Genomic DNA, 20,652 nt, shown 5'->3' with positions numbered 1-20,652 from the left:
TTTCGGTGTTTATGAACTTGTGAAAATTGAGAAATTTTCTAAAAAATAACGATAGAAAAGAGTGAATGCTATGCTCCAACAACTTGTGAATGGTCTAATTCTGGGTAGTGTTTATGCACTTTTGGCCCTGGGTTATACCATGGTTTATGGAATTATCAAACTCATCAACTTCGCCCACGGTGATATTTATATGATGGGTGCCTTTATTGGTTACTTTTTGATTAATTCTTTCCAAATGGATTTCTTTTTAGCTTTAATTATTTCAATGGCAGGAACCGCACTACTTGGTGTTGCGATTGAATTTCTTGCCTACCGTCCTTTGCGACACTCTACACGTATTGCTGTTTTGATTACAGCTATCGGGGTGTCTTTCCTACTGGAATACGGGATGGTTTACTTAGTCGGTGCCAATACTCGTGCCTTTCCTCAAGCCATTCAAACAGTTCGCTATGATTTGGGGCCAATCAGCTTGACAAATGTTCAGTTGATGATTCTAGCAGTTTCCTTACTCCTGATGATTTTATTGCAAGTGATTGTTCAAAAAACAAAAATGGGGAAAGCCATGCGTGCGGTATCAGTTGATAGTGATGCGGCGCAATTGATGGGAATTAATGTAAATCGTACAATCAGTTTTACCTTTGCTTTGGGTTCAGCTCTTGCTGGTGCGGCAGGTGTCCTCATTGCCCTTTACTACAACTCTCTTGAACCTTTGATGGGCGTGACTCCAGGTCTGAAATCATTCGTTGCGGCCGTTCTTGGTGGTATCGGGATTATTCCTGGTGCAGCTCTAGGGGGATTTGTTATTGGTTTGTTGGAAACTTTTGCAACTGCCTTTGGTATGTCTGATTTCCGTGATGCCATTGTATATGGAATCTTACTTCTGATTCTGATTGTTCGTCCTGCAGGTATCCTTGGTAAGAATGTGAAAGAGAAGGTGTAAACAATGAAGACAAATCTTAAAGTAAATATTCTCTGGTTATTCCTTCTGTTAGCGGGTTATGGATTGATTAGTGTACTGGTTTCTGCTGGTGTTCTCAACCTATTCCATGTCCAAATTTTAGAACAAATTGGGATTAATATCATCCTTGCAGTAGGTTTGAACCTAATCGTTGGTTTTTCAGGACAATTCTCACTCGGTCATGCAGGTTTTATGGCGATTGGGGCTTATGCAGCAGCGATTATTGGCTCAAAATCACCAACCTATGGTGCCTTCTTTGGAGCAATGGTCTTGGGTGCCTTGATTTCTGGTGCAGTCGCTTTGCTCGTTGGAATTCCAACACTCCGTTTGAAGGGTGACTACCTGGCTGTTGCGACACTAGGTGTTTCAGAAATTATTCGTATCTTTATCATTAATGGTGGAAGTTTGACCAACGGTGCTGCTGGTATCTTGGGTATTCCAAACTTTACCAACTGGCAAATGGTTTATCTATTTGTGGTGATCACAACTATTGCAACTCTCAACTTCTTACGTAGTCCAATTGGACGCTCTACTCTATCTGTTCGTGAGGATGAGATTGCTGCAGAGTCAGTTGGGGTAAACACTACAAAGATTAAAATTATCGCTTTTGTCTTTGGTGCTATTACAGCAAGTATTGCTGGTTCACTTCAGGCTGGTTTTATCGGATCTGTTGTACCAAAAGATTACACCTTTATTAATTCCATCAATGTGTTGATTATCGTTGTATTTGGTGGACTTGGATCGATTACTGGTACCATCGTTTCAGCGATTGTTTTAGGAATTTTAAATATGCTCCTTCAGGATGTAGCAAGCGTACGTATGATCATCTACGCTTTGGCTCTTGTATTGGTCATGATTTTCAGACCAGGTGGACTTCTTGGGACATGGGAATTGAGTCTATCACGTTTCTTTAAAAAATCGAAGAAGGAGGGACAAAACTAATGGCATTACTTGAAGTTAAACAGTTAACCAAACATTTTGGCGGTCTAACAGCTGTTGGAGATGTCACTCTTGAATTGAACGAGGGAGAGTTGGTTGGTCTGATTGGACCAAACGGGGCTGGTAAAACAACCCTTTTCAATCTCTTGACTGGTGTTTATGAACCAAGCGAAGGTACTGTCACACTAGATGGTCACCTCCTAAATGGAAAAACTCCCTACAAGATTGCTTCACTTGGTCTCAGTCGTACTTTCCAGAATATTCGTTTGTTCAAGGACTTGACAGTTTTGGAAAATGTTTTGATTGCATTTAGTAATCATCATAAACAACATGTCCTTGCGAGCTTTTTACGCCTGCCAGCTTTTTATAAGAATGAGGAAGAATTAAAAAGCAAAGCGTTGGATTTGCTAAAAATCTTTGATTTGGATGGCGATGCAGATACACTTGCGAAAAATCTTGCCTATGGTCAACAACGTCGATTGGAAATTGTTCGTGCTCTGGCAACAGAACCTAAGATCCTCTTTTTGGATGAGCCTGCGGCTGGGATGAATCCACAAGAAACAGCTGAATTGACAGAATTGATCCGTCGTATCAAAGATGAATTTAAAATTACCATCATGCTCATCGAACACGACATGAATTTGGTTATGGAAGTCACTGAGCGTATCTATGTTCTTGAATATGGCCGTTTGATTGCTCATGGTACTCCAGATGAGATCAAGAACAACAAACGTGTTATCGAAGCTTATCTAGGAGGTGAGGCCTAATGTCTATGTTAAAAGTTGAAAACCTTTCTGTTCATTACGGCATGATCCAAGCAGTTCGTGATGTAAGTTTCGAGGTCAATGAAGGTGAGGTTGTTTCCTTGATTGGTGCCAATGGTGCTGGTAAAACAACCATTCTCCGTACCCTTTCAGGTTTGGTTCGTCCAAGTGCTGGTAAAATTCAGTTTTTAGGAAAAGAAATTCAAAAGATGCCAGCGCAAAAAATCGTGGCAGGTGGGCTTTCACAAGTTCCTGAAGGACGCCATGTTTTTCCAGGCTTGACTGTTATGGAAAACTTAGAAATGGGAGCCTTTTTAAAGAAAAACCGAGAAGAAAATCAAGCCAACTTGAAGAAAGTCTTCTCTCGTTTTCCACGTTTAGAAGAACGCAAAAACCAAGATGCAGCTACCCTTTCAGGTGGTGAGCAACAGATGCTTGCTATGGGACGTGCTCTCATGTCCACGCCTAAGCTCCTCCTCTTGGATGAGCCGTCTATGGGACTTGCCCCTATCTTTATCCAAGAAATTTTTGATATCATCCAAGATATTCAGAAGCAAGGAACAACGGTTCTCCTAATTGAGCAGAACGCTAACAAGGCTCTTGCTATCTCTGACCGAGGTTATGTACTTGAAACAGGCAAGATTGTCCTATCAGGAACAGGAAAAGAACTCGCGGCATCAGATGAAGTCAGAAAAGCATATCTAGGTGGCTAAACTAGTCTGGGAGACTAGTTTAGGTTGCAGATGGAGATTGCGCAAGCAATCATCCAATCCAGTGGATTGTTTTAGTCGGCGGATGGAGATTGCGCAAGCAATACCCTATAGTCCGGGGGACCTTTTTAGTCGGCAGATAGAGATTGCGTAGCAATCATCAGATCCAGTGGATTGTTTTAGTCGGCGGATAAGGATTGCATAAGCAATCCTCCAATCCAGTGGATTATTTTATAGATGAATTTGAAGAGCTCCAAATTTGGGGTTCTTTTTTCGTTTGCTTACTATTTTGATGGACCTGATTTGAGCACTCGTTTTCTTGATATAGAATCTAACTTGACAAAAGCACGTGTTCATCATATAATTAAATAAACAAAAATATTGAACAAAGAGGCTGAGGATATGCTATCAGAAAAACAATTTAAACTTTTACGTTTTTTGTTGACTCACAAAGACGAAAACTTTACGCAGAGACAATTGGCTGAACAGCTAGATATCGCTTTGGGGACGGTAAATAATCTTCTCAAGGAATGTAAAGAAGAGAAGTGGATCAGTGAGGAAAATCACTTAACTGACTTAGGTGAGGAGGCTTTGGCTCCGTATCAGGTGAAGAATGCCATTATCATGGCTGCAGGTATGAGTAGCCGCTTTGCTCCTTTGTCTTATGAGCTACCTAAAGGATTGCTTCAAGTTAAAGGTGAGCGTTTGATTGAGAGAGAAATCAAGCAATTGCAAGAAGCAGGAATAGAAGATATTACAGTTATCGTAGGATATCTGCAAGAAAAAATGTTCTATCTGGCAGAAAAGTTTGGCGTTAAAATCGTTGTGAATAATGATTACTACAAGTACAACAACTGTTCTTCTCTCATGCTAGTCAGAGATCAACTTTCTAACACTTATATCTGCTCTTCGGATAATTATTTTGTAGAAAATCCGTTTGAACGATACATTTACAGAGGTTATTATTCGACTATATTTGCAGAAGGGGACACAGACGAATACTGCTCTAAGGAAGATTCCAATCACACGATTATCGATATTCAAATCGGTGGGACGAATACTTGGGCTATGGTAGGGCATGTTTATTTTGATCGTGCATTTAGTGAAAAATTCGTAGATATTTTAGAAACTGAATTTAAACATGAGCCGTATCGCGAACAGCTCTGGGAAGATTATTATAGTCGTCACGTCAAGGAGCTTCCTTTAGAAGCTCGGCATTATTCAGCAGATATTGTTAAGGAGTTTGATTCACTAGATGAGTTGCGTCAGTTTGATGAACACTATTTGGTGAATACTAATTCGGAAATCATTGATAACATCTGTAAGACATTAGGATGTATAGCTTCAGATATTGTCAATATTAAACCCCTAAAAGACGGTTTAACCAACACTTCGTTTTCATTTGACTGCCTAGGGAAGAAATATGTTTACCGTCATCCAGGTAGAGGAACGGAGAATTATATCGATCGTGCTAGCGAGGCAGCTTCCATGGAAATTGCTGCAAAATTGAAGATTGACCGTACTTTTGTCGCTATGAACAAGGATGAGGGCTGGAAAATTTCAGAATTTATCCCTAATGCTAAGCAACTAGATTATGATAATTGGGATGATGTAGCAAAAGCAATGGAGCTCTTGAGACGCTTGCACCAATCTGGAGAAAAAACGGGACATTCCTTTGACCAATTTGAGGGAATTGATGATTTTAGACAAAAATTAAAGGCTAGCAATCGTTTTGAATTTGATGGGCTTGAAGAGTTGGATCAGAATGTCTCAGTTCTCGAGAAGCTTTTACAAGAAGACCAAGCGAAAAAGGTTCTCTGCCATGGAGATTCTTATAGCCCAAATTTCTTGTTGAATGAAGCTGGCGAAATGAGCTTGATTGATTGGGAATATTCTGGTATGGGAGATCCAGCAGGAGATTTAGGAACCTTTATCGGGTGTTCAAATTATACAGTAGAAGAAGCTGAAAAGGTACTTGAAATCTATCTACAAGAAGTTCCAGACAAGAAAACCAAACGTCACTATTTTGCCTATGTATCAGTGACTTCATATTATTGGTTTTTATGGGCCCTGTTCCAAGAAAGCGTTGGAAAACCAGTAGGTGAATTTCTCTACATCTGGTATCGTTATACCAAACAGTATGGAAAACTTGCATTAGATTTATACTTAGAGGAGAATTGAGATGAAACCGACATCTGAAATTGAAGAATTAGTAGCAAATGAAACGAAAAGAAGGCTAGAAGAAATGGAATCACCAAACTATGTGTTTGCTCAGCCATTTCTAAAAAGTGATTTTACTATAGTCATCGTCTTAGTTCTAATTAACCTTATTCTGATTATCCTAGCCATGACAGGAGGTATTCAATAAAATGTCTAAGATGAATGACTTTATTCAACAGGAGACGATAACGGGAATTGTTCCCATGACCAACAAGGATCGTCAGTATTCTTTCTGGGATCTCTTCCTGTCGACAAGTGGCTTTGCCATTGCAACTTGGTGTTATACCCAAGGAGCTTATGTGGCTCAATATTTGACCTTTAATCAAATGTTGATTAATATTTTTAGCTTTAATATTATCTGGGTCTTTATTGAGTGTCTCCCAATTCTGTTTGCGGTTAAATATGGAATTGATTTGTGGATTTGGTTGAGGGCTGTCCTAGGAAAAAAAGGGGTGGCCTTGCTATCAACCATTATTAGCTTGGCTAACTTTGGCTGGTACGCCGTTGCGGCTAATCTTTTTGCTAATTCTATGATCCACTTGGGAAATAATTTTGGTCTTGGTTTGGACAAGGGAGTATGGGCACCGATTCTAGGCACCCTCTGTGTTCTCCTTGGAACGCTGATTGCCCTTGGAGGTCCAGAAGTGATCAAATGGACCAATCGCTTCTTGGTTATCGCCTTGTTGATTGTCGGTCTGATTATAGTTGGAATCTGTTTTGTAGCTGTGCCTATCACTGACATTATGAACATTCAACCAGCTACCCAAGGAGATTTGACGCCCTTGGAACGCTTCATGCTTTCTGGGGAAGGAAATGTTGCTTTTGCCTTCTCTTGGTCTACACAAGCATTGGTTTTACCGCGTTTGGCAAAATCAGAACGCAGTGGTTATTGGGCTACAGCCTTGTCATACGGAGTTGTTGCGCCATTCTTCGTTGCGACAGGTGGAGTCATGGCTCTAGCCATGTTTGTCAAAACAGGTGTTTATGAAAGTGATCCAACAACCATGCTATCAACTCTAAGCACACCAGCCTTTGCCCTCTTAAGTCTACTACTAGTAGCCTTTGCCAATATTGGAACCCAGGGGACAGGATCGTACGTGAACTGTATGATTGTCAAAAGCGGGATGCCAAAAGTAAGCTATAAACTAATGGTCTGGATTGCTATGATTTATGTAAGCCTACTCACCATCTGGGGAGGGGTAGAAGAGTACTTCGGTTCCTTCATCTCACTAGCCGCTTATATTCAAGGTCCCATTATCGGAATGATTGTTGTTGACTATTTTATCTTAAGAAAACGAAAACTCGACTTGCGTTCAGCTTATTTCCTTGAAGGACACGATGCTTACGAGTTTACCAAAGGATTTAACTTGGTTGGCTTGTCTTGCGTATTTATCTCCTTGTTGGTTGCAGTACTATTTGTTTATAACCCTGTAACAGCACAGATTCAAAGCCCAATCTTTTTAATCACAACGGGTAGTGGCTTTACTGCGATTTTTGGAGGTTTATTGTACTGGTTAGCTAGCTTAACTCCGTTAAAACGCTATATGATCAAGGATCGGGACTCTGTTACGATTTAAGGATAAATGAAAACCTTAATCTATATCTATTCGCTTCCTCTTTTTTGAAAGTTAACTTTACATTAGTAATTGGCATGATTCTAGTCAATCATGTTCTGATTATTTTAGCCATGACAGGAGATATTCAATAAAATGTCCAAGATGAATGACTTTATTCAACAGGAGACCATAACAGGAATCGTTCCCATGACCAACAAGGATCGTCAGTATTCTTTCTGGGATCTCTTTCTATCAACAAGTGGTTTTGCTATCGCAACTTGGTGTTATACCCAAGGAGCCTATGTGGCTCAATATTTGACCTTTAATCAAATGTTGATTAATATTTTTAGTTTCAACATTATCTGGGTTTTTATCGAATGTCTCCCAATCTTGTTTGCGGTTAAATATGGAATTGATTTGTGGATTTGGTTGAGAGCCGTTCTAGGTAGAAAAGGGGTGGCTATTCTATCAACCGTGATTAGTCTGGCAAATTTTGGTTGGTATGCCGTTACCGCCAATCTTTTTGCCAGCTCCATGATTCATTTGGCAAATAATTTTGGACTTGGTTTAGACAAGGGAGTATGGGCACCGATTCTAGGCACCCTCTGTGTTCTCCTTGGAACGCTGATTGCTCTTGGAGGTCCAGAGGTGATTAAAGGTACTAATCGCTTTCTGGTGGTAGCCTTGTTATTGGTCGGACTAATCATTGTTGGAATCTGTTTTGTTGCGGTTCCTATAACTGATATTATGAATGTCCAGCCTGCCATCCAAGAAAATTTGACACCGATTGAACGTTTTATGATGTCAGGGGAAGGAAATGTGGCTGTAGCCTTTTCTTGGTCTACACAAGCCTTTGTCTTGCCACGTTTGGCAAAATCAGAACGCAGTGGCTATTGGGCTACAGCATTATCGTATGGGGTTGTTGCGCCATTCTTCGCTGCGACAGGTGGGGTTATGGCTCTAGCCATGTTTGTCAAAACAGGTGTCTATGAAAGTGACCCAACGACGATGCTTTCCACTCTAAGCACTCCTGCCTTTGCCCTTTTAAGTTTACTACTGGTAGCTTTTGCTAATATTGGAACCCAGGGTACAGGATCGTACGTGAACTGTATGATTGTAAAAAGCGGGATGCCCAAAGTGAGCTATAAACTAATGGTTTGGATTGCGATGGTTTATGTGAGCCTACTTACGATTTGGGGAGGAGTGGATGAATACTTCGGTTCCTTCATCTCGCTGGCTGCCTATATTCAAGGTCCCATTATCGGAATGATCGTTGTAGACTACTTTATCTTAAGAAAACGAAAACTTGATTTGCATTCAGCCTATTTCCTCGAAGGACATGACGCCTATGAGTTTACAAATGGCTTTAACCTGGTGGGATTATCTTGTGTAATCATTTCCTTGTTAGTTGCAGTACTATTTGTTTACAACCCTATAACAAAGCATATCCAGAGTCCTATGTTCCTGCTCACAACTGGTAGTGGCTTTACTGCGATCTTTGGTGGTCTATTGTACTGGCTAGCTAGCTTAACTTCTTTAAAACGCTATATGATTAAGGATAGAGATTCTGTTACGATTTAAGTTTAAGAGAGAAGGCTATTTCTCTCTTTTTTGTGATTGAATGTTACAAAGTCTTGAAAAAGAGATGAAAGCGTTTGATAGTTTTTGTAAGAAAGTGTATAATTATAGTAGCAATAAAGAAGGAGAAGTCTCATGGCAGTTAAAGATTTTATGACCCGCAAGGTAGTTTATATCAGTCCAGATACGACTGTAGCACATGCAGCAGATTTGATGCGCGAGCAAGGTTTGCACCGTTTACCTGTTATCGAAAATGATCAATTGGTTGGTCTTGTAACAGAAGGAACCATTGCTGAAGCCAGTCCGTCTAAAGCAACCAGTCTCTCCATCTATGAGATGAATTATCTTCTCAATAAGACCAAAGTTAAAGACGTCATGATTCGCGATGTTATCACAGTGTCAGGTTATGCTAGTTTAGAGGATGCGACTTATCTCATGTTAAAGAATAAAATCGGTATTCTTCCAGTTGTGGACAATCAACAGGTTTATGGTGTGATTACAGATCGTGATGTTTTCCAAGCCTTTTTGGAAATTGCTGGTTATGGAGAAGAAGGGATTCGTGTTCGGTTTATTACGGAAAATGAAGTTGGGGTTTTGGGGAAGATTGTGACCTTGATTGCAGAGGAAAATCTAAATATTTCTCACACAGTTAATATTCCGCGCAAGGATGGCAAGGTCGTGATTGAGGTTCAAATTGATGGGACGATTGATTTAACCTTCCTGAAGGAGAAATTTGAAGCGCAAGGTATCCAAGTAGAGGAGATTGCTCGAACATCTGCTAAAAAGTTATAAAATGGAGGGTGAAAGCCCTCTTTTTTGTATACAATTTGAAATAACAAGCAAAATATGGAAAGAAATGAGAGAATGTGGTATAATGAAACGATGTGAATAAAGGAGTATTTATGGACATTTCAGAAATTCGTCAAAAAATTGACGCAAATCGTGAAAAATTAGCTTCTTTCAGGGGGTCTCTTTGACCTCGAAGGACTAGAGGAAGAGATCGCCATCTTGGAAAACAAGATGACGGAACCTGATTTTTGGAACGATAATATCGCGGCCCAAAAAACGTCGCAAGAATTAAATGAATTAAAAAACACCTACAACACCTTCCGTAAAATGGAAGAGTTGCAGGATGAAGTTGAAATTTTATTGGACTTTTTAGCAGAAGACGAGTCAGTCTATGATGAACTGGTTGAACAGTTGACAGAATTGGATAAGATGATGACCAGTTACGAAATGACGCTTCTCTTGTCAGAACCTTATGACCATAATAATGCAATCTTGGAAATCCATCCAGGTTCTGGAGGTACAGAGGCTCAGGACTGGGGTGATATGTTGCTCCGGATGTACACTCGTTATGGAAATGCCAAAGGCTTTAAGGTCGAAGTCTTGGATTACCAAGCTGGTGATGAAGCGGGCATCAAATCTGTGACCTTGTCTTTTGAAGGACCCAATGCTTATGGCCTACTTAAATCAGAAATGGGTGTTCACCGTTTGGTCCGTATTTCGCCATTTGACTCTGCCAAACGTCGCCATACTTCATTTACATCCGTTGAGGTTATGCCTGAGTTGGATGATACCATCGAAGTGGAGATTCGTGAAGATGATATCAAAATGGATACCTTCCGTTCAGGTGGTGCTGGTGGACAAAACGTCAATAAAGTTTCAACAGGTGTGCGTTTGACACACATTCCTACGGGAACTGTTGTCCAATCAACGGTTGATCGTACCCAGTATGGAAATAGAGATCGTGCTATGAAGATGTTACAAGCTAAGCTCTATCAAATGGAGCAAGAAAAGAAAGCTGCGGAAGTCGATTCCCTTAAAGGTGAGAAAAAGGAAATCACTTGGGGAAGTCAGATTCGTTCTTATGTCTTCACACCTTATACCATGGTAAAAGATCACCGTACGAGCTTTGAAGTCGCTCAGGTAGATAAGGTCATGGATGGAGATCTTGATGGTTTCATCGATGCTTATCTCAAGTGGCGAATCAGCTAAAAATAGAAAGGAACTCACATGTCAATCATTGAAATGCGAGATGTTGTCAAAAAATATGATAACGGAACGACTGCTCTTCGTGGAGTCTCTCTTAGTATTGAACCAGGAGAATTTGCCTATATCGTTGGGCCTTCTGGAGCAGGGAAGTCAACCTTTATTCGAGCTTTATATCGAGAAGTAAAGATTGAAAAAGGGAGCCTAACAGTTGCAGGCTTTAATTTGGTTAAAATCAAGAAGAAAGATATCCCTCTGCTCCGTCGCAGTGTTGGGGTAGTCTTTCAAGATTACAAACTCTTGCCAAAGAAAACCGTTTATGAAAATATTGCCTATGCAATGGAAGTAATCGGTGAGAACCGTCGCAATATTAAGAAACGGGTTATGGAAGTCTTGGACTTGGTCGGTTTGAAACACAAGGTTCGCTCTTTCCCTAACGAACTCTCAGGTGGAGAGCAGCAACGGATTGCGATTGCTCGTGCGATTGTGAACAATCCTAAGGTCTTGATTGCCGATGAGCCGACAGGAAACTTGGACCCAGATAATTCTTGGGAAATTATGAATCTGTTGGAACGCATCAATCTCCAAGGTACTACTGTCTTGATGGCGACCCACAATAGCCAGATTGTAAATACCTTGCGCCACCGTGTCATTGCCATTGAAAATGGCCGTGTCGTTCGTGACGAAGCTAAAGGAGAATATGGATACGATGATTAGTAGATTTTTTCGCCATTTATTTGAATCATTAAAAAGTTTAAAACGAAATGGCTGGATGACAGTAGCAGCGGTAAGTTCGGTTATGATTACCTTGACGCTCGTTGCCCTGTTTGCATCCGTAATTTTTAATACAGCGAAACTGGCTACCGATATTGAAAACAATGTTCGTGTCATGGTTTACATTCGTAAGGATGTGGCGGATAATAGTGAAACGATTGAAAAAGAAGGTCAGACAGTTACCAATAATGACTATCACAAGGTTTATGATGCCTTAAAAGCCATGCAAGGTGTTAAGAATGTCACTTTTTCAAGCAAGGAAGAGCAGTATCAAAAATTGACTGAAACGATGGGAGACGATTGGAAGGTCTTTGAAGGAGACGCTAATCCTCTCTATGATGCCTATATCGTTGATACCAATACTCCGAGTGATGTTCCTAAAGTAGCAGAAGAGGCCAAGAAAATTGAAGGGGTATCTGAGGTTCAAGACGGTGGTGCCAACACTCAACGACTTTTTGAACTGGCTTCCTTTATCCGTGTTTGGGGATTGGTTATTGCAGGGCTCTTAATTTTCATCGCAGTCTTCCTCATTTCCAATACCATCCGTATTACCATTATTTCTCGGAGCCGTGAGATTCAGATCATGCGTCTTGTAGGAGCGAGAAATGGTTATATCCGTGGCCCATTCTTGCTAGAAGGTGCTTTTATTGGCTTGCTTGGTGCAGCGATTCCTTCAGTTCTTGTATTCTTTGTTTACAATATCGTTTATCAATCGGTCAATAAATCCTTGGTGGGGCAAAACTTGTCAATGATTACACCAGATGTGTTTATCCCTTTGATGACAGTCCTATTGTTTGTGATTGGTATTTTCATTGGGGCAATCGGATCAGGTATTTCTATGCGTCGATTCTTGAAGATCTAGTTGGATATAAATGCAACTTGCAGACTAAATCAGAAATAATACAATTTTAAAAGAGAAGTTTTCTTGAGCTTCTCTTTTTTCTTTTAGCGCTTGTATAAAAATTTAAGAAAAACGGAAAATTTTTTTATAAAAGCCTTTACAAAAAAAAATAAAGTGGTATAATTAAATTATAAACAAGTGCAAACGTTTTCGTAAAACGTTTGCCTAAATAAAATAAAGGAGATTTGAATGATGAAAGCTACATTCAAAAATGTCTTGTCTTTCGAATTTTGGCAAAAATTCGGTAAGGCTTTGATGGTGGTTATCGCGGTTATGCCGGCTGCTGGATTGATGATCTCAATCGGTAAATCAATCGTGATGATTGACCCAAATCTTGCTCCTCTAGTGATTACAGGTGGAATCCTTGAGCAAATTGGTTGGGGGGTTATCGGTAACCTTCATATCTTGTTTGCCCTTGCTATTGGGGGAAGCTGGGCAAAAGAACGTGCAGGTGGTGCATTTGCAGCTGGACTTGCCTTTATCTTGATTAACCGTATTACAGGTACTATCTTCGGTGTTACAGGCGATATGTTGAAAAATCCAGATGCTATGGTAACTACTTTCTTTGGTGGTTCAATCAAAGTTGCTGATTACTTTATCAGTGTTCTTGAAGCACCAGCCCTTAACATGGGTGTATTCGTAGGGATTATCTCAGGTTTTGTAGGGGCAACTGCCTATAACAAATACTACAACTACCGTAAACTTCCAGACGCACTTTCATTCTTCAACGGGAAACGTTTTGTACCGTTTGTTGTTATTCTTCGTTCAGCTATTGCAGCAATTGTACTTGCAGCTTTCTGGCCAGTAGTTCAAACAGGTATCAATAACTTTGGTATTTGGATTGCCAACTCTCAAGAAACTGCGCCAGTTCTCGCACCATTCTTGTATGGTACTTTGGAACGTTTGCTCTTGCCATTTGGTCTTCACCATATGTTGACTATCCCAATGAACTACACAGCTCTTGGTGGTACTTATGACATTTTAACTGGTGCAGCTAAAGGTACTCAAGTATTTGGTCAAGACCCACTATGGCTTGCATGGGTAACAGACCTTGTTAACCTTAAAGGTACAGATGCAAGTCACTACCAACAATTGTTAGATACTGTTCACCCAGCTCGTTTCAAAGTTGGACAAATGATCGGTTCATTCGGTATTTTGATGGGTGTGATCGTGGCTATCTACCGTAATGTCGATGCTGATAAGAAACATCAATATAAAGGTATGATGATTGCGACAGCTCTTGCAACATTCTTGACAGGGGTTACTGAACCAATCGAGTATATGTTCATGTTCATCGCAACACCGCTTTACCTTGTTTATGCAGTAGTTCAAGGTGCTGCCTTTGCTATGGCAGATATTGTTCACCTTCGTGTCCACTCATTCGGTTCAATTGAATTCTTGACTCGTACACCACTAGCAATTAATGCTGGTATTGGTATGGATATCGTTAACTTTATCTGGGTAACTGTTCTCTTTGCTGTAATCATGTACTTTATCGCAAACTTCATGATTCAAAAATTCAACTATGCAACCCCAGGACGTAACGGAAACTATGAAACTGCTGAAGGAGCTTCAGAAGGAGCTGCTTCAGGTGAAACAAAAGTTGCAGCTGCTTCTCAAGCTGTAAATATCATTAACCTTCTTGGTGGACGTGCAAACATCGTTGATGTGGATGCATGTATGACTCGTCTTCGTGTAACTGTTAAAGATGCAGATCGTGTTGGAACTGAGGAAGAATGGAAAGCTGAAGGGGCTATGGGACTTGTCATGAAAGGACAAGGTGTCCAAGCTATCTACGGACCAAAAGCTGACGTATTGAAATCTGATATCCAAGATATCCTTGACTCAGGTGAAGTAATTCCTGAAACTCTTCCAAGCCAAATGACGGAAGCTCAACAAAATACTGTACATTTCAAGGGTGTAACTGAGGAAGTTTACTCAGTAGCTGATGGTCAAGTCATTGCCTTGGAACAAGTGAAAGACCCAGTTTTTGCTCAAAAAATGATGGGTGACGGATTTGCGGTAGAACCAGCCAATGGAAATATCGTATCTCCAGTTACAGGTACTGTATCAAGTATCTTCCCTACAAAACATGCTCTTGGTCTTGTGACTGAAGCAGGTCTTGAAGTACTTGTTCACATCGGTTTGGATACTGTAAGCCTTGAAGGTAAACCGTTCACAGTTCACGTAACTGAAGGACAAAAGGTTGCTGCTGGTGATCTTCTTGTCACAGCTGACTTGGATGCTATCCGTGCAGCAGGTCGTGAAACTTCAACAGTGGTTGTCTTCACAAATGGTGATGCTATCAAATCAGTTAAATTAGAACAAACTGGTTCTCTTGCAGCTAAAACGGCAGTTGCTAAAGTAGAATTGTAATATACTTGAGGTTGGAAGCTGTTTTCCAACCTCTTGTTTTAGGAGAAAAGCATGAAATTTTTAACACTCAATACCCACAGTTGGATGGAGAAGGAAGCAGAGGAAAAATTCCAGCTCTTGCTCCAGGATATTCTTGAAAAAGACTATGATTTGATTTGTTTCCAAGAAATCAATCAAGAAATTACTTCTCCAGAAGTGGAGGTTGATCATCTTTATCAAGCTTTACCAGCGGCAGAACCCATTCATCAAGACCACTATGTGAGACTTTTGGTTGAAAAGTTGGCTGAGAAGGAGAGGACCTACTACTGGACTTGGGCTTACAATCATATCGGCTATGACCGCTACCATGAAGGTGTGGCAATCTTATCTAAAACACCTATTCAAGCACGTGAGATTTTAGTTTCAGATGTGGATGATCCAACTGACTACCATACTCGCCGTGTCGCCTTGGCAGAAACAGAAGTTGAAGGGAAGGAGCTTGCTCTTGCAAGTGTCCATCTTTCTTGGTGGAATAAAGGTTTCCAGGAAGAATGGGCACGATTTGAGGCTGTTCTGAAAGGTTTGAACAAACCTCTGATTTTAGCTGGTGATTTCAATAACCCAGCTGGTCAGGAAGGCTACCAAGCGATTCTAGCTAGTCCTCTAGAGTTACAAGATGCTTTTGAAGTTGCTAAAGAGAGAAGCGGTAGCTATACAGTTCCACCAGGAATTGATGGTTGGAAAGGCAACTCTGAACCGCTTCGAATTGACTATGTCTTTACAACGAAAGAGTTAGAAGTAGAAAGCTTGCATGTAGTTTTTGATGGTCAGAATAGTCCGCAAGTCAGTGACCACTATGGTTTGAACGCGGTATTAAATTGGAAATAAAAGCAAAAAATGAAAGGGAGCGATTCCTTTCATTTTTTTACAAAAATTCCTATAATTACTATTTTGGAGAAGAAGTTTTTTGTATATTTGTATATTATGAGGAAATATCCACAAATAAGTTTTTAAAAATTTACGGTCAAAAAAAATCGCTAATATTAACTATTTATGATAGAATGAAATTATGAAATAAAAGGAGGACTGGAATGTTTTTTCAGGATAGAAAGATAAAATATTCAATCCGCAAATTGTCAGTTGCTACTGTGTCCCTTGCGATTGGATTTTTGTTTGCGCCTGCGGCGCTTGGAGCCGCTCAAGTAGCTCAAGCTGATGAGCTTACGGCTACTGAACAAGTGGAGAATAAAGCAGAGAATCAGGTCTCGGTGGGCTCTTCTGCAACAGAGCGAGCAGAATCCCAGAAAGAAAGCCAAGTTGCTTTGAAGTCTGCTGCACCTGCTGCGACAGAGACAAGTCAAGCAACAGATTCGACTGCTTTTAAAAATGCTCAGCCACCTACAGGTACAAGTCAGCCAGCTACGGGCACTGCCCAAGCAACTCCAGCAAATGCTAGTCTCAATAAGAGCACTTTGGAAAACTACCTCAAAGAGTTGCGCAGCAGGGATTTTTCAAGTAAGACAGACGATAGTCTAGAAATCTTGAATGGTGTGATGACAGCGGCTGATAGCGTACTTCAAACTGCGACAAAGCAAGAAGAAATTGATAAAGTTTATCGCAATCTCGTGAACTTTGTCAATTCAGGTCTTCGTGATAAAAATCCGAAAGTCATCCCAGACAAGGATAAGACTCCTCACACAGCACTTTATGAGTTTGAAAGTGCTACACCAGGAAAATCAGCTCCGTATGGAATGAACTACTTGAAGCCAGAAGACACAAAAATCTACAAAAAGGGCGATAAAGTAAAGGCCATCCAGCCAGCTGAAACAACTTATGTAGAGAATGATGGAAGTGGTAGATGGACCTTTAAAGGCTATGACTATGATAGTCAGGTGATTGACAAAGATGATGTCTTCTTCACAGGTAAGTGGGAATATACACCAACACCATACAAGGCTACCTATAGAGCAGTTAATGGTTCACCTGGAAAAACTCCGCCACCTTATGTTGCAAATTGGAGTCCAGAAGATAGAAGAAGATTTGCTGAGGGTGAAGTAGTAAAAGCACAAGAATTTCACTGGGTTTTTTATACTTCAGAAGAATATCCTAACCGAAAAGGTTATTGGGCTTTGACTGGCTTTGATGCTCCAAGTAAAGTGGTAAATAATGGCGATGTAGAGTTCGTAGGAACTTGGAAATACTTTGAGGATGTCACTGTATCCTACAAGCCTATGAACCAGTATGATTTTGAGAATTTTTATAATTTACCGAGTAGTCCTAAGACTTCACGTGACGAATATAAATTACCTCTTCCTAAGGAGATAATGGATTTAGAAAGTAAGCTATACGATTACAAGCTTTCTCTCAATCAGTTTGATAAACGTCATGAGCATTTACCTAAAGATATACGGGATACGGTAGCAGCTTTGCTTCGCTACGATGAAGCTCAAGGTGTCTACAAACCCTTCTATGATGCGGAAAATGAAGGAAATTGGACCTTTGAGGAAGATATAGTGGATTTAACCTTCAGTCGTGAACTAGAGCGGGCGGCTACTTATGGAGAAATACCAAAAGTTACAATACCATTGGAGTTTGTATTTAAAGGGGTTCCTCGGAAACCGACTTACGAATTTCTTAGTGGAACTGCTGGCAAAGCACTACCTGCTGAGATCAATAATCTGAAGCCGGTAGATATGCCTGAATGGGAGTATGCAAAGAGAAAGAAATACCCGAAAGGTGAGATGGTTCAGTCTGTTAGACCGACTCAAGAGTCCTACTATGATGCAGTTAACAAGGGTACCTGGACCTTTACAGGCTACGATTTTACTGAAAAACCAGTAAGCGAGTGGGATCACAAAGGATGGAACCTTAAGTTTACAGGTACTTGGACTTTTGTAGCGGATAAGTACTCAGAAAACTATGAGTTTGTCAGCTCAGATCCTAGTCGATCTCTACCAGCTGCAGTTAAGGCCTTGACGCCAAGTAATACAAATACTTACGAAAATGGCGATACTGTATATGCGGAATATCCACGTGAGACGACCTACATGGACTTTGATAACGAGGGAACTTGGAAATTTGATGGCTATGACGCTAATAGCAAGGTAGTTAATCAAGATAAAGTTCTCTTTACAGGTACTTGGTCTTTCACACCACACAGAGATAAGACTGTTTCCTTTGACTTTGTCAGTGATACCCCAGGGAAGACTATTCCAGATGATCTGAAGGCACAAATTCCAGCTCCTATCACGACATCTCCGAAAGATTATTCTGATAATGTTAGATATGTCATTGGAAGTTTTTATACATACACAGATGATGATAATGATGGTACTTGGAAGTTTATTGCTCCTGAGAAGATAGAAAATCCAACTGATGATGAGGACTCTACTTACACTTTCCACTGGGTCTTTGAACCGACTAAGCATAGTGTCTACTATGACTTCTATACAGATTCAAAAGATTCTTCTGGTAATTTAATCTACCCACCACATACTTTGTATGATCTAATCACTTATGAAAGAGAATTTGTCAAGGGTGAAAAAGCTCGCGTTAAAATGCCGTCTAAAACAAGATTTGAGGATCCTGATGGCAGAGGGACTTGGGTATTTGATGACTTCTATGAAGATGATAACACGACTATTTCCTCACGTGTGAAAACAGTAGGGACAGAAGATGTTCGCTTCAGAGGAAGATGGATCTTGGTTCCCACCAATCAGTCTGATATGATCTACAGAGTGGAGTATAAATTCACTAACTCGACTCCTGCCTACCCTCTTCCAAATAAGATTCGCGATATGCTTCCAGCTGGCACTGATTTCGTTGCACGAGCTGACGATTACAAAGATGCCAGCAAACTTGACACAACCACAGTAACTGTTCCAACTGGTACTTGGACTTTCCATGGTTTTGATGCGGATAAATACGGAAAAGCTATTGCAGGTACGAAAGTGAAGACCATCACAGGAGCTTGGAGCTTTACGCCGAATGGTATAGATTATCAGTTCCAATCAACCAATCCTGCTTTTGCACTACCAGATCATATCACCAAGTTGACTCCGAAAAATCCTTATGATTACAAGTTATATCCTAAGGAAATTCTGGCTGAACAACCAAGTGAAACGACTTATGTTGATACAGCGAATAAAGTGACTTGGACATTTGCAGGATACGATAAAGAAAAAATTGTTGTAGGAAAAGGCAGACAGACTTTCCTTGGAAGCTGGGTACCTACTCCAAACCCAGAATATGTATTCAAATCATCTAAAGCGGGTGTTCCATTACCACAAAGTATTTTGGGAATGCTTCCAAATGATGAGGCTTCTTATAAGGTTGGTGACACCATTGTAGCCAAACAACCTGCTAAAGAATCAGTAGCTGAAGAAGAAAAAGACTATGTCTGGACCTTCAAAGGTTACGATCAGAAGAATGCGACCTATAATGGCAAGCGCGTGACATTTACGGGTATCTGGGAAGTAACGCCTAGACCGCATCATGTAAGCTATACTTTTGTAAGTGCTACGTCTGGTGTTAATTTGCCTGAATTTATCCAGAAGAAAGCACCGAAAGATAGCTCAAGCTATTACAACATGCAAAAAGTTGTACCAGAAGAGTTGACTAAAACGACTTACAAAGATGATGTGAATGATGGTAACTGGACTTTCGCTGGTTATGATGCCAAAAGTAAGATTGTGAAAAAAGCTGATTTGACTTTCACAGGTAAGTGGAAGTTTGAAGCCAACAAGTATCAAGCTACTTATCGCTTCGAGAGCGAGACAGCAGGAAAAGCTCTTCCAGCAGCCATCGCAGCATTGACCCCAAGCGACAGTGCAACTTATGAGAATGGTAACTCTGTTTCCGCTAAACAACCATCCCAAACCACATACACCGACGCAGTGAACGATGGCACATGGACCTTCAAGGGCTACGATGCAGCTAGCGCCGTTGTCAACAAGGCTGATGTAGAGTTTGTAGGTAAGTGGGCCTTTGAAGCTAATAAGTATCAAGCTACTTATCGCTTCGAGAGTGAGACAGCAGGAAAAGCTCTTCCAGCGGAAATCACCGCTTTGATTCCAAGCGACAGTGCAACATATGTGAATGGTGCCTCTGTTTCCGCTCAACAACCATCCCAAACCACTTACACCGACGTAGTGAACGACGGCACATGGACCTTCAAGGGCTATGATGCAGCTAGCGCCGTTGTCAACAAGTCCGATGTGGAGTTTGTAGGTAAATGGGCCTTTGAAGCTAACAAGTACCAAGCTACTTACAGTTTCGCAAGCGCAACAGCAGATAAAGCACTTCCAACAGCTATTACAGCCTTGACACCAAGCGACAGTGCAACATATGAGAATGGTGCCTCTGTTTCCGCTCAACAACCATCCCAAACCACATACACAGATAGTGTGAATGACGGCACATGGACCTTCAAGGGTTACGACGCAGCTAGCGCCGTTATCAACAAGGCAAATGTGGAGTTTGTAGGGAAATGGTCCTTTGAAGCTAAGAAGTATCAAGCAAGTTACCGCTTCAAGAGTGAGACAGCAGGTCAAGCTCTTCCAGCAGCTATCGCAGCCTTGACTCCAAGCGACAGTGCAACTTATGTGAATGGTGCCTCTGTTTCCGCTCAGCAACCATCCCAAACTACTTACACCGATGCAGTGAACGATGGCACTTGGACCTTCAAGGGTTACGACGCAGTTAGCGCTGTGGTCAACAAGTCAAATGTAGAGTTTGTAGGAAAATGGGCCTTTGAAGCTAACAAGTACCAAGCTACTTATCGCTTCGAGAGCGAGACAGCAGGTCAAGCTCTTCCAGCAGCCATCGCAGCCTTGACTCCAAGTGACAGTGCAACTTATGTGAATGGTGCCTCTGTTTCCGCTCAACAACCATCCCAAACCACTTA

At 40.9% G+C, this 20,652-nt stretch carries 15 protein-coding genes; all 15 read left to right on the top strand.

Annotated elements, in window-relative coordinates; genetic code table 11:
* The first annotated feature begins 70 nt into the window (after positions 1-70).
* A complete protein-coding gene (locus E2R31_RS01630) occupies positions 71-940 on the top strand; it encodes a branched-chain amino acid ABC transporter permease (protein ID WP_132972509.1) in 870 nt (289 codons plus the stop codon).
* A 3-nt stretch (positions 941-943) separates the two neighbouring features.
* A complete protein-coding gene (locus tag E2R31_RS01625) occupies positions 944-1,900 on the top strand; it encodes a branched-chain amino acid ABC transporter permease (RefSeq protein ID WP_000856262.1) in 957 nt (318 codons plus the stop codon).
* The gene (locus tag E2R31_RS01620; protein ID WP_001186014.1) at positions 1,900-2,664 is read left to right on the top strand and encodes an ABC transporter ATP-binding protein; all 765 of its coding nucleotides are present in this window, start codon (positions 1,900-1,902) and stop codon (positions 2,662-2,664) included. The genes E2R31_RS01625 and E2R31_RS01620 overlap by 1 nt, the downstream gene beginning before the upstream one ends.
* Positions 2,664-3,374, top strand: a complete 711-nt coding sequence (locus E2R31_RS01615; protein WP_000062210.1) for an ABC transporter ATP-binding protein — start codon at positions 2,664-2,666, stop codon at positions 3,372-3,374. Before E2R31_RS01620 ends, E2R31_RS01615 begins: the two co-directional genes overlap by 1 nt.
* Positions 3,375-3,773: 399 nt before the next feature.
* Positions 3,774-5,552, top strand: a complete 1,779-nt coding sequence (locus tag E2R31_RS01610) for a phosphotransferase (RefSeq protein WP_132972507.1) — start codon at positions 3,774-3,776, stop codon at positions 5,550-5,552.
* A gap of 1 nt (position 5,553) precedes the next feature.
* Positions 5,554-5,739 (top strand): hypothetical protein, encoded by a 186-nt coding sequence (locus E2R31_RS01605; protein WP_093586637.1) that lies wholly within the window; start codon positions 5,554-5,556, stop codon positions 5,737-5,739.
* Position 5,740: 1 nt separating this feature from the next.
* Positions 5,741-7,168, top strand: coding sequence for a cytosine permease (locus tag E2R31_RS01600; RefSeq protein WP_132972506.1), 1,428 nt, complete (start codon positions 5,741-5,743; stop codon positions 7,166-7,168).
* Positions 7,169-7,300: 132 nt separating this feature from the next.
* Positions 7,301-8,728, top strand: a complete 1,428-nt coding sequence (locus E2R31_RS01595) for a cytosine permease (protein ID WP_125449942.1) — start codon at positions 7,301-7,303, stop codon at positions 8,726-8,728.
* 132 nt (positions 8,729-8,860) lie between these two features.
* Positions 8,861-9,517, top strand: a complete 657-nt coding sequence (locus E2R31_RS01590; RefSeq protein WP_000268639.1) for a CBS domain-containing protein — start codon at positions 8,861-8,863, stop codon at positions 9,515-9,517.
* A gap of 110 nt (positions 9,518-9,627) precedes the next feature.
* A protein-coding gene (gene prfB / locus E2R31_RS01580; RefSeq protein ID WP_132972504.1) for a peptide chain release factor 2 occupies positions 9,628-10,723 on the top strand; the annotation gives its coding sequence in 2 pieces (ribosomal slippage) (positions 9,628-9,699 and positions 9,701-10,723; 1,095 coding nt in all).
* A gap of 18 nt (positions 10,724-10,741) precedes the next feature.
* A complete protein-coding gene (ftsE, locus tag E2R31_RS01575; protein WP_000022257.1) occupies positions 10,742-11,434 on the top strand; it encodes a cell division ATP-binding protein FtsE in 693 nt (230 codons plus the stop codon).
* Positions 11,427-12,353, top strand: coding sequence for a permease-like cell division protein FtsX (gene ftsX / locus E2R31_RS01570; protein WP_132972502.1), 927 nt, complete (start codon positions 11,427-11,429; stop codon positions 12,351-12,353). Before ftsE ends, ftsX begins: the two co-directional genes overlap by 8 nt.
* A gap of 228 nt (positions 12,354-12,581) precedes the next feature.
* Positions 12,582-14,768 carry a PTS transporter subunit IIBC gene (locus E2R31_RS01565; RefSeq protein WP_132972500.1) on the top strand — a complete coding sequence of 729 codons (2,187 nt, stop codon included), beginning with the start codon at positions 12,582-12,584 and terminating at the stop codon, positions 14,766-14,768.
* 51 nt (positions 14,769-14,819) lie between these two features.
* Positions 14,820-15,635: an endonuclease/exonuclease/phosphatase family protein gene (locus E2R31_RS01560; protein ID WP_132972498.1), complete on the top strand. Its 816-nt coding sequence runs from the start codon at positions 14,820-14,822 to the stop codon at positions 15,633-15,635.
* A 203-nt stretch (positions 15,636-15,838) separates the two neighbouring features.
* Positions 15,839-20,652 (top strand): SHIRT domain-containing protein (locus E2R31_RS01555; protein ID WP_132972541.1); only part of this gene is annotated, 4,814 nt, incomplete at its 3' end.

It is taken from the genome of Streptococcus downii, from assembly GCF_004353325.1.
In the GTDB taxonomy this organism is placed as follows: Bacteria; Bacillota; Bacilli; order Lactobacillales; family Streptococcaceae; genus Streptococcus; species Streptococcus downii.
The sequence above is the reverse complement of the archived record's forward strand: the minus strand, read 5'-3'. Positions and strand labels throughout refer to the sequence as shown.

What these genes read in the sequence shown, in the direction of transcription:
- E2R31_RS01595 (WP_125449942.1), top strand. Translation starts at nt 7,301, where the DNA reads ATGTCCAAGATGAATGACTTTATTCAACAGGAGACCATAACAGGAATC.
- E2R31_RS01630 (WP_132972509.1), top strand. Translation starts at nt 71, where the DNA reads ATGCTCCAACAACTTGTGAATGGTCTAATTCTGGGTAGTGTTTATGCA.
- E2R31_RS01625 (WP_000856262.1), top strand. Translation starts at nt 944, where the DNA reads ATGAAGACAAATCTTAAAGTAAATATTCTCTGGTTATTCCTTCTGTTA.
- E2R31_RS01590 (WP_000268639.1), top strand. Translation starts at nt 8,861, where the DNA reads ATGGCAGTTAAAGATTTTATGACCCGCAAGGTAGTTTATATCAGTCCA.
- E2R31_RS01560 (WP_132972498.1), top strand. Translation starts at nt 14,820, where the DNA reads ATGAAATTTTTAACACTCAATACCCACAGTTGGATGGAGAAGGAAGCA.
- E2R31_RS01615 (WP_000062210.1), top strand. Translation starts at nt 2,664, where the DNA reads ATGTCTATGTTAAAAGTTGAAAACCTTTCTGTTCATTACGGCATGATC.
- E2R31_RS01600 (WP_132972506.1), top strand. Translation starts at nt 5,741, where the DNA reads ATGTCTAAGATGAATGACTTTATTCAACAGGAGACGATAACGGGAATT.
- ftsE (WP_000022257.1), top strand. Translation starts at nt 10,742, where the DNA reads ATGTCAATCATTGAAATGCGAGATGTTGTCAAAAAATATGATAACGGA.
- E2R31_RS01565 (WP_132972500.1), top strand. Translation starts at nt 12,582, where the DNA reads ATGATGAAAGCTACATTCAAAAATGTCTTGTCTTTCGAATTTTGGCAA.
- ftsX (WP_132972502.1), top strand. Translation starts at nt 11,427, where the DNA reads ATGATTAGTAGATTTTTTCGCCATTTATTTGAATCATTAAAAAGTTTA.
- E2R31_RS01610 (WP_132972507.1), top strand. Translation starts at nt 3,774, where the DNA reads ATGCTATCAGAAAAACAATTTAAACTTTTACGTTTTTTGTTGACTCAC.
- E2R31_RS01620 (WP_001186014.1), top strand. Translation starts at nt 1,900, where the DNA reads ATGGCATTACTTGAAGTTAAACAGTTAACCAAACATTTTGGCGGTCTA.
- E2R31_RS01605 (WP_093586637.1), top strand. Translation starts at nt 5,554, where the DNA reads ATGAAACCGACATCTGAAATTGAAGAATTAGTAGCAAATGAAACGAAA.